This window comes from Rhodococcus sp. IC4_135 (assembly GCF_011602025.1).
In the GTDB taxonomy this organism is placed as follows: Bacteria; Actinomycetota; Actinomycetes; order Mycobacteriales; family Mycobacteriaceae; genus Rhodococcus_F; species Rhodococcus_F baikonurensis.
Genome location: NZ_JAAOLG010000001.1, coordinates 277,906 through 292,843 on the forward strand (window position 1 = coordinate 277,906; position 14,938 = coordinate 292,843).

The 14,938-nt window shown below is 62.5% G+C and carries 13 protein-coding genes and 1 pseudogene; 11 read left to right on the top strand and 3 right to left on the bottom strand.

The features are described 5' to 3' along the window. Positions 1–95: 95 nt before the first annotated feature. Positions 96–815 (top strand): DUF6319 family protein, encoded by a 720-nt coding sequence (locus G8767_RS01400; RefSeq protein WP_166809137.1) that lies wholly within the window; start codon positions 96–98, stop codon positions 813–815. A 74-nt stretch (positions 816–889) separates the two neighbouring features. After that, positions 890–1,546 (top strand): S1 family peptidase, encoded by a 657-nt coding sequence (locus tag G8767_RS01405; protein WP_007732621.1) that lies wholly within the window; start codon positions 890–892, stop codon positions 1,544–1,546. A 13-nt stretch (positions 1,547–1,559) separates the two neighbouring features. Here G8767_RS01405 and ilvD read toward each other — a convergent pair whose 3' ends face one another. Next, a complete protein-coding gene (gene ilvD / locus G8767_RS01410) occupies positions 1,560–3,254 on the bottom strand; it encodes a dihydroxy-acid dehydratase (RefSeq protein WP_095968507.1) in 1,695 nt (564 codons plus the stop codon). Positions 3,255–3,411: 157 nt separating this feature from the next. Between ilvD and G8767_RS01415 the strand changes: the two genes are divergently transcribed. From G8767_RS01415 to G8767_RS01425, 3 genes are all read left to right on the top strand, one after another. After that, positions 3,412–3,738 carry a hypothetical protein gene (locus tag G8767_RS01415; protein ID WP_206028794.1) on the top strand — a complete coding sequence of 109 codons (327 nt, stop codon included), beginning with the start codon at positions 3,412–3,414 and terminating at the stop codon, positions 3,736–3,738. 103 nt (positions 3,739–3,841) lie between these two features. Then, complete coding sequence (locus G8767_RS01420) at positions 3,842–5,530, top strand: alkaline phosphatase D family protein (RefSeq protein ID WP_166809138.1); 1,689 nt, start codon at positions 3,842–3,844, stop codon at positions 5,528–5,530. Next, entirely contained in the window at positions 5,527–6,801 is a 1,275-nt protein-coding gene (locus G8767_RS01425; RefSeq protein WP_166809139.1) for an alkaline phosphatase family protein, read from the top strand. The genes G8767_RS01420 and G8767_RS01425 overlap by 4 nt, the downstream gene beginning before the upstream one ends. Here G8767_RS01425 and G8767_RS01430 read toward each other — a convergent pair. After that, the gene (locus tag G8767_RS01430) at positions 6,798–7,355 is read right to left on the bottom strand and encodes a TIGR03086 family metal-binding protein (protein WP_166809140.1); all 558 of its coding nucleotides are present in this window, start codon (positions 7,353–7,355) and stop codon (positions 6,798–6,800) included. The genes G8767_RS01425 and G8767_RS01430 overlap by 4 nt on opposite strands. A gap of 101 nt (positions 7,356–7,456) precedes the next feature. Between G8767_RS01430 and G8767_RS01435 the strand changes: the two genes are divergently transcribed. The 6 genes and pseudogenes from G8767_RS01435 (at position 7,457) to G8767_RS01460 (ending at position 13,841) form a co-directional block, all read left to right on the top strand. Then, positions 7,457–8,452, top strand: coding sequence for an aldo/keto reductase (locus G8767_RS01435; RefSeq protein ID WP_095968850.1), 996 nt, complete (start codon positions 7,457–7,459; stop codon positions 8,450–8,452). 45 nt (positions 8,453–8,497) lie between these two features. Further along, entirely contained in the window at positions 8,498–9,769 is a 1,272-nt protein-coding gene (locus tag G8767_RS01440; RefSeq protein WP_124567801.1) for an MFS transporter, read from the top strand. Positions 9,770–9,839: 70 nt separating this feature from the next. After that, positions 9,840–10,268, top strand: a complete 429-nt coding sequence (locus G8767_RS01445) for a DUF6325 family protein (RefSeq protein ID WP_095968512.1) — start codon at positions 9,840–9,842, stop codon at positions 10,266–10,268. 24 nt (positions 10,269–10,292) lie between these two features. Next, the gene (locus G8767_RS01450) at positions 10,293–10,616 is read left to right on the top strand and encodes an SHOCT domain-containing protein (RefSeq protein ID WP_095968513.1); all 324 of its coding nucleotides are present in this window, start codon (positions 10,293–10,295) and stop codon (positions 10,614–10,616) included. 68 nt (positions 10,617–10,684) lie between these two features. Continuing rightward, entirely contained in the window at positions 10,685–12,592 is a 1,908-nt protein-coding gene (locus tag G8767_RS01455; protein ID WP_166809141.1) for an alkyl sulfatase dimerization domain-containing protein, read from the top strand. 114 nt (positions 12,593–12,706) lie between these two features. After that, a pseudogene (locus G8767_RS01460) lies at positions 12,707–13,841 on the top strand (DUF222 domain-containing protein). Between the two features lie 71 nt (positions 13,842–13,912). Here the strand turns inward: G8767_RS01460 and G8767_RS01465 are convergent. Then, complete coding sequence (locus tag G8767_RS01465; RefSeq protein WP_095968515.1) at positions 13,913–14,908, bottom strand: endonuclease/exonuclease/phosphatase family protein; 996 nt, start codon at positions 14,906–14,908, stop codon at positions 13,913–13,915. Positions 14,909–14,938 lie beyond the last annotated feature (30 nt).

Here is a 14,938-nt window from a genome sequence, read left to right on the forward strand (position 1 = left end):
GCTTGTGCAAGAGTTGCCCCGAGAAATGCACTGTCGATACTGAAAATGCACTGTCGACACTGAAATGCACCACGTACTTCTGAAAGGACCTGCGCATGCCACCCCGTAGACGTTCCGGCGCCGCCGCATCAACGCCGGATCACCTCACTGCGGAAAATCTGGCAGCGCTCGCCACGGCTGTCGCCGAAGGTAAGCGCGCCACCGTCTATCTGCGCGAGGCGACTCCCAGCCTGGGGATCGAAGCCGGTACCTCGGCGAAAGTCGTGTCGGTGGACGGCAACACAGTGCTGATTCGCCCCAAGGGCGTCAACGACGAATTGCCTTTCGAGGCAGAGGAATTGCGCATCAACCGCGTCTCCGCGGCACCGGCCAAACCGGCGTCACGGCCCAAACCAGTTGTGGAGTCCGAACCCCTGATGGAGCCACTCGTAGAGCCTGTTCGACCGAAGCCGCGGGCGCAGCCTGCACCCGCTCCGGTACCGACTACCACTGCTGCCCCTGCCGCGACACCTCGTCCGGCCGTCAAGCGTGCGAAGAAACTGCCGGCCGGAATCAGCGTCACGATCCATGCGGGCGCGGACAACGACTGGAGCGTGACGGTCACACAGGGCGCGAAGCGTCCGGGCAAAGCAGTTCCGGTCGCACCCGATGCAGTCGAGCGAGCTGTCCGCGAGTTGGGTGAGCCCACCGCCATCGAAGCCGTCGAGTCCATCATCGTCGCTGCGCGAGACATGGCTGCGGCTCGAGTCGACGAGTTGAGCCGCCAGCTCGAAGAGGCGCGCAAGATGCTCGAGGCGCTCGGAGCCACCGACTAGAACCGCTGCGTAAGTCCGCACTTTCCGGGGTATGCGTTTTTTGCAGCGGGGAGATTACCGGCGGAGAGATTGTGATGTTGCAGCGAATTGTTTCGGCTCTGGCAGCGTTGGTCTTGGCACTCGGACTCGGCTTCATCGTCAGCAGCAATGCGGTTGCTGCACCCACGCCCATGGGTGGTGGCTCGGGCATCATCATCGACAACCAGTTGGTGTGTACGTTGACCACAATCGGTCACGACAACGGCGGCAGACTCGTGGGTATCACCGCAGGTCACTGCGGCGGTCCTGGGTCGTTCGTGATCCCGGAAAGCAACGAGGACGCCGGCGTGGTCGGCACCTTCGTCGAGTCGAACCCCGACCTGGACTACGGGGTCATCCAGTTCGATCCGGGCAAGGTCACACCAGTGCGCACAGTGGGCGCGGCGACCATCACCTCGATCGGCGCACCGGCCAGTTTCCCGGCCACAGCCTGCAAGGAAGGCCGTACAACGGGCACCACCTGCGGCGTCGTCTGGGGAGACCTGAGCGCCGACGCATCCACCTGGACTCAGATCTGCGTCGACCACGGTGATTCGGGAGCCCCGGTCACGGTCGGGACGACGCTGGTCGCGATGGTCAACGCTTATCTCTGGGTGCCGTGCCTGGGGCCGGAACTCGGCACCAACATGACCTCCATCGTGGACACGATCAATGCCCACGGAGGCGTCGGCGCCGGGTACCGGCCCATCTAGCAGCGAGCTGGGATCAGCCGCACACCGCTCCACCCGATGCTGATCCCACGAGCTTGGAGTACTTGGCCAACACGCCACGTGTGTAGCGAGGCGGCAACGGCTCCCAGCCCTCCTTGCGAGCTTCCAGTTCGGAATCGTCGACCAACAATTCGAGTTGTCCGGTACCCACGTCGAGCCGGATCTGGTCGCCGTCGCGAACGAACGCGATGGGACCGCCGTCGACGGCCTCGGGCGCAACGTGTCCGACACACAGGCCGGTGGTGCCGCCCGAGAATCGTCCGTCCGTCAGCAGCAGGACGTCCTTGCCGAGACCCGCACCCTTGATCGCGCCGGTGATGGCCAGCATCTCGCGCATGCCGGGACCACCCTTTGGGCCCTCGTAGCGGATGACGACAACGTCACCGCCGGTGATGGTTCCGTCCTCGAGAGCATCCATCGCGGCGCGCTCGCGTTCGAAAACTCGTGCAGTGCCGACGAATACATCCGACTCGAATCCTGCCGACTTGACCACCGCGCCGCCGGGAGCGAGCGACCCCTTCAAGATCGTGATGCCTCCGGTCGGGTGGATGGGCTTGTTCATCGCCCGCAAGACCTTGCCGTCCGGATCGGGCGGGGTGATGTGCGCCAGATTCTCCGCAACAGTCTTGCCGGTGACGGTCAGACAATCTCCGTGCATGAGTCCCGCGTCGAGCAATGCCTTCATGATGACGGGGACGCCGCCGATACGGTCGACGTCCGTCATGACGTGCTTTCCGAAAGGCTTGACGTCGGCGAGGTGCGGGACCTTCGCGCCGACGCGGGCGAAATCGTCGAGCGTCAACGGGACGTACGCCTCGTGCGCGATCGCGAGGAGATGGAGCACCGCATTGGTGGAACCACCGAATGCCATGACTACTGCGATGGCGTTCTCGAACGCTTCCTTGGTGAGGATGTCCCTCGCGGTGATTCCGCGGCGCAGCAGTTCGACCACGGCTTTGCCGCTCTCGCGCGCGAATCCGTCGCGGCGACGATCCGGTGCGGGCGGTGAAGCGCTGCCGGGCAGCGACATTCCCATGGCCTCGGCGGCGCTGGCCATCGTGTTCGCGGTGTACATACCGCCGCACGCGCCTTCGCCCGGGCAGATCGCCCGTTCGATGGTGTCTACGTCGGCGCGGCTCATCAGCCCACGCGAGCAGGCGCCCACGGCCTCGAACGCGTCGATGACGGTGACTTCCCGCTCGCTGCCGTCGGACAGCTTGGCGACGCCGGGGAGAGTCGACCCGGCGTAGAGGAACACACTGGCGAGGTCGAGGCGGGCCGCCGCCATCATCATGCCGGGCAAGGATTTGTCACAGCCGGCGAGAAGAACCGATCCGTCGAGGCGCTCGGCCTGCATGACGGTCTCGACGCTGTCCGCGATCACTTCACGGGAGACGAGGGAGAAGTGCATGCCCTCGTGACCCATCGAAATGCCGTCGGAAACGGAGATAGTGCCGAATTCGAGGGGGAACCCGCCGGCCTCTCGGACGCCCTCCTTGACGGCCTTGGCCAGGCGATCGAGGGACAGGTTGCACGGGGTGATCTCGTTCCAGGACGAGGCGACGCCGATCTGCGACTTGACCCAGTCGTCGTCACCCATTCCTACTGCACGCAACATGCCGCGCGCTGCGGTCTTTTCGAGTCCGTCGGTGACGTCACGACTTCTGGGCTTGATGTCGGGTTCGGTCATTTTCCAAGCATAGGCGTCGGCGGGGTGTGTTTCCGGCAGACGAGCGACTCGAGTTGCCACGAAACGCCGGCCGTCTTGAATAGACTCATTGCATCGCAGTTGGGGCTGGGTGCGCAGGTGCTTCGAATACGGGGGGATTCAAGTGGAGTCGGAGCTGATGTCAGCTTTCGGGTTTGCAGTTCTGTCGGCGGTCTTGACCGGTGGTGGTGTCTTCCTGGTTGTTCTGACGGTCCTGCACGAGATTGCCCGGTGGAAGGGTCGATTCGTATCGGTGTGGTTGACGTTCTTTGCCGCACTGCTGATTCTGCCCGTGCTGTTCGGTGCGTTGATCGTCGGCTACGCCGCGTTCACCCAGGTCGACGGGTCCGAGACTCTGATTCCGTCGGTGTTCTGGATCCTGATTGCGACCGGGGGTGCACTCGGCGGCTACATCGGAGTCAAGGTCGGTGTGGTTCGGGGCTCGGCCCTCGACTACCGGTTGTAATCCGGATCGACTCGATCAAACTTGCAGAGAAGCGCAGGCGAAGCCTGGGTGAACATCCCGAAGCTCTCTTGAACGGCTGTTCAGGTGCGGGTTCACTCCTAGCGTGCACACGAATGCCTTCGATCGAATATCCAGACGTGGCCTGCTGCAGGGATCGGCGGCACTCGCCGGCGCAGTAGGCCTCGGTGTCGCTTCGGCGAGCCACGCCGGTGCCGAGGTTCCGGGTGGCAGCCCGGGCTTCGCGCACGGCGTGGCATCCGGTGACCCGTTGCCGGATGCGGTGATCATCTGGACCCGCATCACCCCGACGGCAGAGGCGACGCCCGGTTCCGGCGTCGGGCCGGCGGTGACGCTCAACTGGCAGGTCGCGACCGATGAGGGGTTCGCGAGCGTCGTGGCGTCCGGAAGTGTTGCTGCTTCGGCAGATTCCGATCACACCGCGAAGGTCGACGTCACCGGACTCGATCCGTCGACGACGTACTGGTACCGATTCATTGCGGGTTCGGCCGTTTCTCCGGTGGGCCGCACCAGTACGGCTCCGTCGAACTCTGCGGATCTCGATCGGCTTCGCTTCGGCGTCGTGTCCTGCTCCAACTGGGAGGCGGGGTATTTCGGTGCCTATCGTCACCTCGCGTTCCGCGAAGACCTCGATGCGATCATCCATCTCGGTGACTACATCTACGAGTACGGGCAGGGGGAGTACGGCGCGAGAAACGGATCCGTTCGCCTTCACGAGCCGGCCCACGAGATCATCTCGCTGGCCGACTATCGAATTCGGCACGCGCAGTACAAGACCGATCCGGATCTGGCAGCCCTTCACCTGAAGTTGCCGTTCATCGCCACATGGGACGACCACGAATCGGCCGACAATGCGTACCGGGACGGCGCCGAAAACCACACGCCCGGCGTCGAAGGCGATTGGGCAGATCGAAAGGCGAACTCGGCCAAGGCATATTTCGAGTGGATGCCCGTCCGGCCGTCGGGTAGTGGTTCGAGCGTTCAGCTGTATCGACGGTTCCGTTTCGGGAATCTGGCCGAGATCTCGATGCTCGATCTGCGTACCTACCGCGACGAGCAACCGACCATGAAGCAGGTCGACGATCCGTCGCGCTCCATTACCGGACGCGCACAGATGGATTGGTTGACCAACGGAATCGTCACCTCCCCGACGCAGTGGAAAATCGTCGGCAATCCGGTCATGATCACGCCGTGCGTGTTCCCGCCGCTGGAGCCGGCGACCACCGCGGCGTTGACCGAACTGGTGGGAGTGCCGCAGGCCGGTGTCCCGTACAACACGGATCAGTGGGACGGGTACACCGCCGACCGCACCAGGCTTTTCGACGCGATCACCTCGAACGGTGTGGACAACACCGTTTTCATCACCGGTGACATCCACACGTCGTGGGCTTGCGACCTACCGACCAACGCCGCCGACTATCCGGGTGGGCCGACCGTCGGCGCCGAGTTCGTCGTCCCGTCGGTGACCTCGCCCAACATCGACGACATTCTGAAGGTGCCGCCGCGCACGGTAACCGTTGCGGCAGAAGAGGCATTCAAGGCCGTGAACCGACATGTGCGGTACGTCGAACTGGATTCGCACGGCTACGGCGTATTCGAAATCGCCCGCGAAGGTACTCAGATGGACTGGTACTACGTCGACGATCTCACCAATCCGCAGAGCAATGCGCACTACGCCGTGAGCTACCGTCTACCGGCAGGCGCGGGCAGTAGAGTCTCACCCACCTCGGCCGCCCTCGATCAGGCCTCGTACCGACCAGGAGTCGACCAGTGAGTATCGAAGTTTCGCGTCGTAGCGTTCTGATCGGTGGAAGTGTTGTCGCCGGAACGGCTTTGCTCGGAACGCCGGCTCGTGCGAGTGTTCCCACCAGCGCCGGAATCCCAGACCTGGACGTGCATGTCATCGTCGTCGACGGCATGCGTCCGGACGAATTGCGATCGGAGCTCACCCCGACGCTGACCGGGCTTGCGGTCGGCGGTATTCACTACCCGGACGCCAGCGCCATCCCGATCGCGGAGACGCTGCCGAACCACACCGCGATGATGACGGGAGTGCTGCCGGCGCGTTCGGGCGTACCCGCCAACTCCGTCTACGATCCGTCCATCGACAAGAAGCGTGACCTCGATCGGCCTTCCGACCTACAGACGTCGACGGTTCTGGATCGGGTGCGCACCGAACTCGGATTGACCACTGCAAGTGTGCTCTCGAAGCACTACCTGCACGGGCTGTTCGGTGACCGCGCTTCGCTGGTGTGGGATCCGCAGCCACTCGTTCCTGGCACCGAGCACGCACCGGACAACTTCACGATCGACGCGCTGATCCGGATCGTCGGGGGGAACTCCCCGCGACTGTCGTTCACCAACCTCGGTGACGTCGATCGGGTCGGGCACCTGGATCTGTCCGGTCCGTCCATTCGTATCGCACGTACAGCTGCACTTCAGAACACCGACAACCAGGTTCGCCGCTTCGTCGACTTCCTTCATGACACCGGTCGTTGGAATCGGAGCATTCTGATCGTGTTGGCCGACCATTCGATGGACTGGTCGGAACCCGCGCGGCTCATCGGCTTGGATCGACCGCTGAACGCGGATCCGTTGCTGGCAGGCAAGATTCGGATAGCCCAGAACGGCGGCGCAGATCTGATCTACTTCGTCGGGCCGGACGGCGAACGGGCCGAAGCCGTCAGCCGGATTCAACAGATCGTGGAGGGTGTCGACGGCGTCGAATCCAGCCATCTCCCGGCCGAATTCGATCTCGGCACCAATGCCGGTGACGTCGTTGCGTTTTGCGCTCAGGGCTGGAGGTTCAGTGATCCGACTCCGCTGTCCAATCCGATTCCCGGCAACCACGGCCACTTCGTGACGCTCCCCATTCCGTTCTTTCTCAGCGGTGGGCATCCCGCTCTCGACGGTGGACGGAAGATCGACACGCAGGCTCGCACGATCGACGTCGCGCCGACGGTTGCGGCTCTGCTCGGCCTCGGTGCACCTGCCGGTAGTTGGGACGGCGTCGCTCGCACGACGGGTGTGTCGCTGAACGTCTAGCGAGGATCGCGACCGGTCAGGGCAATCAGTTTGTCCTGCAACGACGTATCGTCAGGGAGGTCGACGGGAGCGGAGAAGAGTCCGCTCTCGGCGAGCATGTCGCGCTGCCCGTCGAGGTCGGACCAGACGGCCTCGACGAGGTCCGGATCGAGCCGCTCGTCTGCTCCGACCGCTCGCGCGAGGTCCCAGGTGTGGATCGTGACGTCCGAAGTCTGCTGGCGCAGATACGGTTCCACCTTCACCGTGCCGTACGAGAGGTGAACGTGGGCGCTGAGGTCCGTCGATTTCCACGCCTTGATGGCGGCATCGGAATACTTCTGCCATTCGGTCCACAGGTCGTCCCCGACGGGAACGATGTCCGGTGTCGCCTCGCCGACCGTCAGTCCGGCCAGGAGCGGCGGTACCCACTGCTGCTCCTCGATGACGTGGCGGACGAGGTGTTCGACGTGCCAGTCGGAGTCAGGCGTGGGTGCGTTCCAGTCCTCGACTGCGGCGAGTCGTGAACCGAATTCGCGGTGGGCGGTGAGCACGAGTTCGAGCCAATCGAATGCCATCACTCGAGGGTAACCCGATCAGCGTGACGTTAATCGGTGCGTCAGGCTTCGATTCGGTGAAGACTGTCGAGGTTGTCGCTTACTCGAATCGAGGAGATTTCATGACCGTCCCCACCGTCACCCTGGCTGAAGGCCTCACCGTCAGTGCTCAGGGATACGGCGCGATGTCCGTCGCCCCGGTCTACGGCCCGGTGGACCCGGCCGAGGCGCTTGCCACGCTGCACCATGCGGTGGACATCGGGATCACATTCATCGACACCGCCAACGTGTACGGGGAGGGCGCGAGTGAGCGTGCTGTGGGGGAGCTTCTCAAGGACCGCCGAGGCGAAGTGCAGCTGGCGACGAAGTTCGGTCTTGTCGGCAACATCGCCAACGGTCAGCGCGGGATCAACGGAGATCCGGCGTACGTACCGCAGGCACTCGACGAGTCTCTGGGACGACTCGGCGTCGATCATGTTGATCTCTACTACTTGCACCGGGTCGACCCGAACGTCCCGATCGAAGACACCGTCGGCGCGATCGCAGAGCAGGTGAAGGCGGGCAAGGTCCGCAACATCGGCCTGTCCGAGGCGACCGGTGACGAACTGCGTCGTGCGTACGGGGTGCATCCGATCGCGGCGATCCAGTCGGAATGGAGTATCTGGAGTCGGGACGTCGAGAACAAGGTAGTACCCACCGCCGCTGAACTCGGAGTCGGATTCGTGCCCTTCTCGCCGGTCGGTCGAGGCTTCCTGGCGGGATCGTTCGATGCGGCGACGCTCGGTGACAACGACCTGCGCCGACGCTTCCCCCGCTTCTCGGACTCCGCGCTCCCTGCCAATCAGAAGGTTCTCGACGTGGTCCGCGCCGTCGGCGACGAGCTCGGCGCGACGCCTGCACAGGTTTCCCTGGCATGGCTCGATGCCAAGGGCCGTCAGTACGGGTTGCCTTCCGTGTCGATTCCCGGCACTCGGTTCGCTGCACGAGTCACCGAGAACGCCGGAGCGTTGGACATCGTTCTGAGCGAAGACCAGATCGCTCGCCTCGACTCCCTCGCCGCGATCACCGAAGGCTTCCGGTCGGCTGATCTGAATTGGGTGTCTCAGGGCCGCGAATAATCATGTCCTGAGCCTTGCGAAAGACAGGAGTAACATACAGACCCGATGAAAAAAGTGTGGTTGGTCTGGGGTGTCGGTGTTTTTGCCTACGTGATCGCCGTGCTTCACCGCACTTCGTTCGGTGTCTCGGGTCTGTCTGCTGCTGATCGGTTCTCGATATCACCCAGCGTTCTGTCGAGCTTCGTCGTGCTGCAGATCGTCGTCTACGCCGGTATGCAGATTCCGGCGGGAGTCCTCCTCGACCGCTACGGTTCGCGGATCATGATCGCAGTCGGTGCGTTCATCATGATGTCCGCGCAGTTGGCCCTCGCCTTCACCGAATCGCTGCCCGTCGCGATCGGTGCACGTATTGCCGTCGGCGCCGGCGACGCTCTCACCTTCATCTCGGTGCTGCGGTTGGTACCACAGTGGTTCCCGCCCCGGCAGGTGCCGTTGGTCTCGCAGTTCACGGGCATCCTCGGTCAGCTGGGCCAGGTGATGTCCGCGCTCCCGTTCATGTTGCTGTTGTCCGGTCCGGGCTGGACTTTCGCCTACGGCAGCGCTGCGGCCGTCGGACTGTTGGCGTTTGCTCTGGCGCTGAGTGTCATCCGCGATGCGCCTCCCGGTGCCGACGTGGTGGCCGTGCCTGCCGGTGCCAAGGAGATCGGGCGACAGATCAAGACGGTGTGGATGCGACCCGGCACCCGACTCGGGTTCTTCAGTCACATGGGGACGCAGTTCTCGATCACGACGTTCGCACTGCTGTGGGGTGTGCCGTATCTGAAATCGGCTCAGGGTCTCGATTCCGCGACCGTCGGCTCGCTGCTGACGCTGTCGGTCATCTCGGCAATCGTGGCCGGCCCGATCCTCGGCATTCTCACCGGTCGCTATCCCATGCGTCGATCGTGGTTGGTTCTCACCATCATGGTGGCCAGCGCGCTCATGTGGACGATCGTGCTTTCGCGCAGCGAACCGTCTCCGCTCTGGTTGTTGACGATCCTGGTGGTTGTGATCTCGGTGGGTGGGCCGGGTTCGGTGATCGGCTTCGACTACGCGCGCACATCCAATCCGAGTTCGGCGATGGGAACCGCCCAGGGCATGGTCAACATCGGCGGATTCCTCGCATCCCTCATCGTGATTCAAGTGATGGGCGTGATCCTCGGACACATGGGTGGGTACACGTTCGACGGATTCCGCGTCGCCTGGATGGTGCAATATCCGGTCTGGGTTCTCGGCATCATCGGCGTACTCGTCACCCGGGGCAAAGCCCGGCGCGCCCTCGCGGCAGAAGGCGTACATGTACGCCCGATCCGCGAAGTCATTCGTCGCAACAAATAACTCGATCGCCTCGGGTAATTCATCCCCTGCGGGTGAGGTCACTGCGCGCCAGAGCTACCAGGCTTGATGGATGAACGACACAATGAACATCGGACCGGTCGAGCTCGTGGTGCTGGCATTCCCAGGTTCAACTGTGGATCCTGAAGCTGTCGCCGCGCTGCAGAACGTGGTGGAACGAGGTTTTGTCACCCTGCTCGACCTCGTGTACATCGCCAAGGACGCCAACGGACAGGTGTCGCAGATCGACGTCGACGAAGATCTCACCGACATCGGACTGGCGATTCTCTCCATCGAAGCCAAGGCATTGATCAGTGACGAGGACCTGGACGTGGTCCGTGAGTCACTCGAACCAGGAACGTCCGCCGCAGTCATCGTCTACGAGCAGACGTGGGCGCGTGAGCTCGCGACGACGGTTCGCGGTGGCGGCGGCGATGTAGTCCTTCACGTTCAGATACCGCGCGAGGTAGTCGTCGCAGCGGTAGAAGCAGCATTTCAGTAGCGACAATTACCCAAGGAGTTCGGCATGGTTTTTCGAGGTGGACGCAGAGGGCGGCCCGGATTGCTCGGCACGGTGGCACGCACTGCGGTAGTGGCTGGAACCGCAAAAGCGACGTCCAACGCCATGGATCGACGGAGTCAACGGAAGGCCTCCGAGCAGCAGCAGGAATATCAGCAGGAGTACCAGCAGCAACAAGCGCCGCCGGCGCAGGTCGCTCCCGTGCAGTCCGTTCCCCCTTCGGGTGCTGACGATCTGGTCTCCAAGCTGCAGGAGCTGGGGCAGCTTCATCAGTCCGGCGTGTTGACCGACGCGGAGTTCGCGGCGGCAAAATCGCAGCTGTTGAGCTAGTCCCCGCTGATTATTGGAGTCCTGAACGGGTTTACCACACTGGACAATTGAAGATGAAAGGCTGATCTATGATCGATCCACGCGCAGCATCGGCCGCAGTCGAAGCGGCGAACGCCCGAGTCGCCGAGACCCTGCCGTTCTCCGACAAGACCGATTTCACCGATGCCGAGCGAGGGTTCATCGGCGCGCTCGATCCCGGCGTGGTATCCGGTCCGGACGGAAAAGTGCTGTGGGACAGCGACTCTTACTCATTCCTGGATGAGGAGTGCCCGCCGACCGTCAATCCGAGCTTGTGGCGTCAGTCGAGGTTGGTCGCCAAGCAGGGACTCTTTGCGGTGACGGATTCGATCTATCAGATTCGCGGCCTCGATCTGTCGAACATGACGTTGATCGAGGGGGAGAGCGGGATCATCGTCGTCGATCCACTGATTTCTCGGGAAACCGCGGCCGCTGGTCTCGCGTTGTATCGGGAGCATCGTGGTGATCGACCGGTCGTCGCGGTGATCTACACGCATTCGCATATCGACCATTTCGGTGGGGTCAAAGGGGTGACCACCGACGAAGATGTCGCTGCCGGGCGATGCGTAATCGTCGCCCCCACTGGACTCGTGGAGCATGCCGTCGAGGAAAACGTCTATGCGGGAACGGCAATGGCTCGACGTGCGGCCTATATGTACGGGGCCGCATTGCCCCGAGGTCCTCGCGGTGCCGTCGGAGCCGGGTTGGGGCAGACCACCTCAACCGGGACGCCGACGCTCATTTCGCCGACGGTGTCGATCTCGACGACAGGTCACACGGAGACGATCGACGGCGTTCGGATCGAGTTCCAGATGACGCCCGGAACCGAGGCCCCGTCCGAGATGAACTTCTACTTCCCGGACTTGCGCGCGCTGTGTATGGCGGAGAACGCAACTCATACTCTCCACAACCTGCTCACGCTACGGGGTGCCCTGGTACGAGATCCTCACGTCTGGTCTGCGTACCTGACCGAATCGATCAATCGTTACGCCTCACGATCCGACGTTATGTTTGCCTCCCACCACTGGCCGACGTGGGGGACCGAACGGCTCACCGAGTTCATGTCATTGCAGCGCGATCTCTACGGGTACCTTCACGATCAGACACTTCGTCGAATCAATCAGGGGTGGACCGGTCTCGAGATCGCCGAATCGATCGAACTGCCACCTGCATTGGCGCAGGCATGGCACACGCACGGGTACTACGGTTCCGTCAGTCACAACGTCAAGGCCATCTACCAGCGCTACATGGGCTGGTTCGACGGTAACCCTGCGCATCTGTGGGAGCATCCACCCGTCGAATCGGCCAAACGTCACGTGGAGTTCATGGGCGGATCGGCAGAGGTGCTCCGAAAAGCTCGGGAATCATACGAGAGCGGAGACTTTCGGTGGGTCGCGCAGGTGGTGAACTACGTCATCTTTGCCGAACCGGGCAACACCGAGGCCAAGACACTGCAGGCCGATACCTTCGAGCAGCTCGGGTACGGCGCAGAGAACGGCACCTGGCGAAACTTCTACCTCACCGGTGCATACGAACTGCGCAACGGTTCGGTGGGTACGCCCACAGTTGCTGCAGCTCCTGATATCACCGCAGCGTTGTCGGTGAAGCAGGTGTTCGACGCTGTGTCGCTCCGCGTGGACGGAGTGAGTGCAGCGAATTCCCACATCGTCATCGACTGGAACATCACCGACGAAAACATCGTGCACCGAACGGAACTGAGCAACGGCGTGCTGATCCACTTCGACGTGGAAGGTGGGTCTGCAGATGCTGGGTCTGTGGACGCGACGTTCAGTGTGAGTCGTCTCGGCTTACTCGGTGTGCTGCTCGGTGGTGCGGACCTGGGCGCCGAGATTGCGAACGGCAGTATCTCGGTTGCCGGCGACCCGGCGAAACTCGCAGAACTTGCGGGGCACCTTGACGAGCCTGATCCGAACTTTGCGATAGTCACGCCGACCTAGCGGCGTGAGACAGTTCAATGATGATGTATTTCAACGAGTCTCGAGTTCTGGGCGCTCCTGAAGTTGTCCGTTATGTTTCTGGCTATCGAAAGTGTGTTCGATTACGCTTTCGGTATGGACAGTCGGGATGCGTGGCAACTGGATGGTGAGGACCTCGAGGGTGAGGTTCTGGATCTGGTGCGTGTCCGTCGCGAGTTGCAGTCGCGGATGGTGTTGCTGATCGTGGAGATGTTTTCCCGGGAAGTTCTCGGCGGGAGGGGTTTTCGGGCGATCGCGCAGTGGTTGCATGGTTCGACGAATCTGGAGATCGGTGAGTGCAGTCTGTTGGTCGGGTTGGCGCGGTTGTTGATGCTCGAACCCGTGGTGGGCGATGCGTTTCATCGTGGTGATGTGGACAAGGCTCGCGGGATTCTGCTTGATCTGGCGTCGAAGAACATCGCGGATTGTGATGCGGTGCGTGCGGCGATTCGGCGGATCGAGAAGCAGTACGGAAACCGTGAGGACGGTGTTCCGGTCGGGGAAGGCTCGGAGCGCAATGAGTTTTACGCTTCGAAAGGCTTGTACGGGCGAGTGACGGTCAAGGGTGATTTGGATGCGGTGAACGGGGCCCGTCTGATCACGTTGCTGTCGAGCCTGTCGGTTCCGACGCCGGAGAAGGACGGCGTCAAAGACACCCGCAGGCCTGCTTTACGGCGCGCGGACGGGTTCTGCGAACTCCTGTGCCGGTACGAGCGGGCGGGGCTGGGTCCGATCGAGGGCGGGGTGAAACCGCACATCACGGTCACCGCCAGCGCCAAAGACATGACCGACCTCAAAGCATTGAAAGACCTCCTGCCGTCGACGGAGGAACTGGGGTTCGCTTGGACGGATTGGGTGGGTCCGATCAGTATCGACACGGCCCGGATGCTGGCGTGCGACTGCACGGTCACCCGGATCCTCCTGGACGGGAACGGTGTTCCGCTCGACTGCGGTAAGGAAGCGAGAACGGCGACGGTGCCGCAAAGGCGGGCGTTGGCGGTTCGAGATGGTGGGTGTGCGTTTCCGGGGTATGGGACTCCGTCGGGGTGGTGCGATGCTCACCATATTGTTCATTGGAATGATGGTGGCCCAACAGATCTCGATAATCTGATCTTGTTGTGTGGTCATCATCATCGGACGTTGCACCACACGGAGTGGCGTTTATCCGCCGATGTCGATCGATCCGTATCAGCAGCCGATCGGCGGGAACAGCCCACCCGCAGCGGCGTGAACCGCGACAACTGAAGACGTGAGCACCGGGGCATAACCATGCCCCCGGTGCGTGCTCAATCCAGTATTTTCTCAAGACAACGTGATGTCGGCGATCAGTCCGTGATGATCGGATCCCTTGATCTCGATCCGTTCGAGGGACGTCGCCACAGCGCCTTTGGTGATGATGTGGTCGATACCGACCATCGCCGGATACGACTTGTCGGTCGGGTAGGTCGGGATCAGACCGGAACCCAATTGATCGGCGGCGCTGGTATATCCGTTTCTGAGGAGATTCCGAAACTGCTTGTTCGAGTACGACGCATTGAAATCGCCGCTGACTATCACATTGTCCATCCCGGCGGCTTCGTCCATGTAAGACCCAAGCCTTTGCTGCTCGGCCGCCCACACCGAAGCCGGCGAGATGTACGCCGGTGCCGGATGCACGGCGAACAATGTGACTGGCCGCGCCAAGCCGACATTCAGCTCTGCCGAGAGCGTTTCGGGTGAGAACCCGTCGAGGCTACGTGGATTGGAGAGAGGAAAGCGACTGTAGATTCCGGCCCCGCCACCGCCGTCGGCGTAGGGGACCAGGAACTGGTGGCTCAAAACCTCTTCGAGCCCGGCGGCTTCGAGCGCGTCGACTTCCTGGTACGTCAACTCCTGGACCGTCACCACGTCGACGTTGCTTTCGCGGACCATCGCTACAAGCGACTCCGGATCCGCTGTACCGATCATCAAGTTGGCCTGCATCATCCGAATCGACGGGCCGTTCGCAGACGTCGACTCGCCAGTTCCGCTGATGTACAGCGGGCTCACGGACCATCCGAACAGTGCAAGGACGACAAGGGATGCGGCGCATACGATCCACTGACGCCCGATACCCGAGACGACGGCACCGATCAGCGGAGCAATCATCAACAAGGGTGCCACTGATGCCAGAACGATCACGATGTTGTGATCGACGTCCAGCTGAGTTGCGATCAAGGCAACCACACCAGTCACGATTCCGGCCACGCCGACCACGGCCGAAAGGCGGCGAAGAACCAGTCGACGAGGGGTCACGGTATCGGGGTGCATGACGTCCATGGAAGCAGAAGAGCGTCGTAGCGCAGAGGA

Coding starts and splice junctions, on each gene's coding strand:
- G8767_RS01400 (WP_166809137.1), top strand. CDS start 96: ATGCCACCCCGTAGACGTTCCGGCGCCGCCGCATCAACGCCGGATCAC.
- G8767_RS01405 (WP_007732621.1), top strand. CDS start 890: ATGTTGCAGCGAATTGTTTCGGCTCTGGCAGCGTTGGTCTTGGCACTC.
- ilvD (WP_095968507.1), bottom strand. CDS start 3,254: ATGACCGAACCCGACATCAAGCCCAGAAGTCGTGACGTCACCGACGGA.
- G8767_RS01415 (WP_206028794.1), top strand. CDS start 3,412: ATGTCAGCTTTCGGGTTTGCAGTTCTGTCGGCGGTCTTGACCGGTGGT.
- G8767_RS01430 (WP_166809140.1), bottom strand. CDS start 7,355: ATGGCATTCGATTGGCTCGAACTCGTGCTCACCGCCCACCGCGAATTC.
- G8767_RS01435 (WP_095968850.1), top strand. CDS start 7,457: ATGACCGTCCCCACCGTCACCCTGGCTGAAGGCCTCACCGTCAGTGCT.
- G8767_RS01440 (WP_124567801.1), top strand. CDS start 8,498: ATGAAAAAAGTGTGGTTGGTCTGGGGTGTCGGTGTTTTTGCCTACGTG.
- G8767_RS01445 (WP_095968512.1), top strand. CDS start 9,840: ATGAACGACACAATGAACATCGGACCGGTCGAGCTCGTGGTGCTGGCA.
- G8767_RS01450 (WP_095968513.1), top strand. CDS start 10,293: ATGGTTTTTCGAGGTGGACGCAGAGGGCGGCCCGGATTGCTCGGCACG.
- G8767_RS01455 (WP_166809141.1), top strand. CDS start 10,685: ATGATCGATCCACGCGCAGCATCGGCCGCAGTCGAAGCGGCGAACGCC.
- G8767_RS01465 (WP_095968515.1), bottom strand. CDS start 14,908: ATGGACGTCATGCACCCCGATACCGTGACCCCTCGTCGACTGGTTCTT.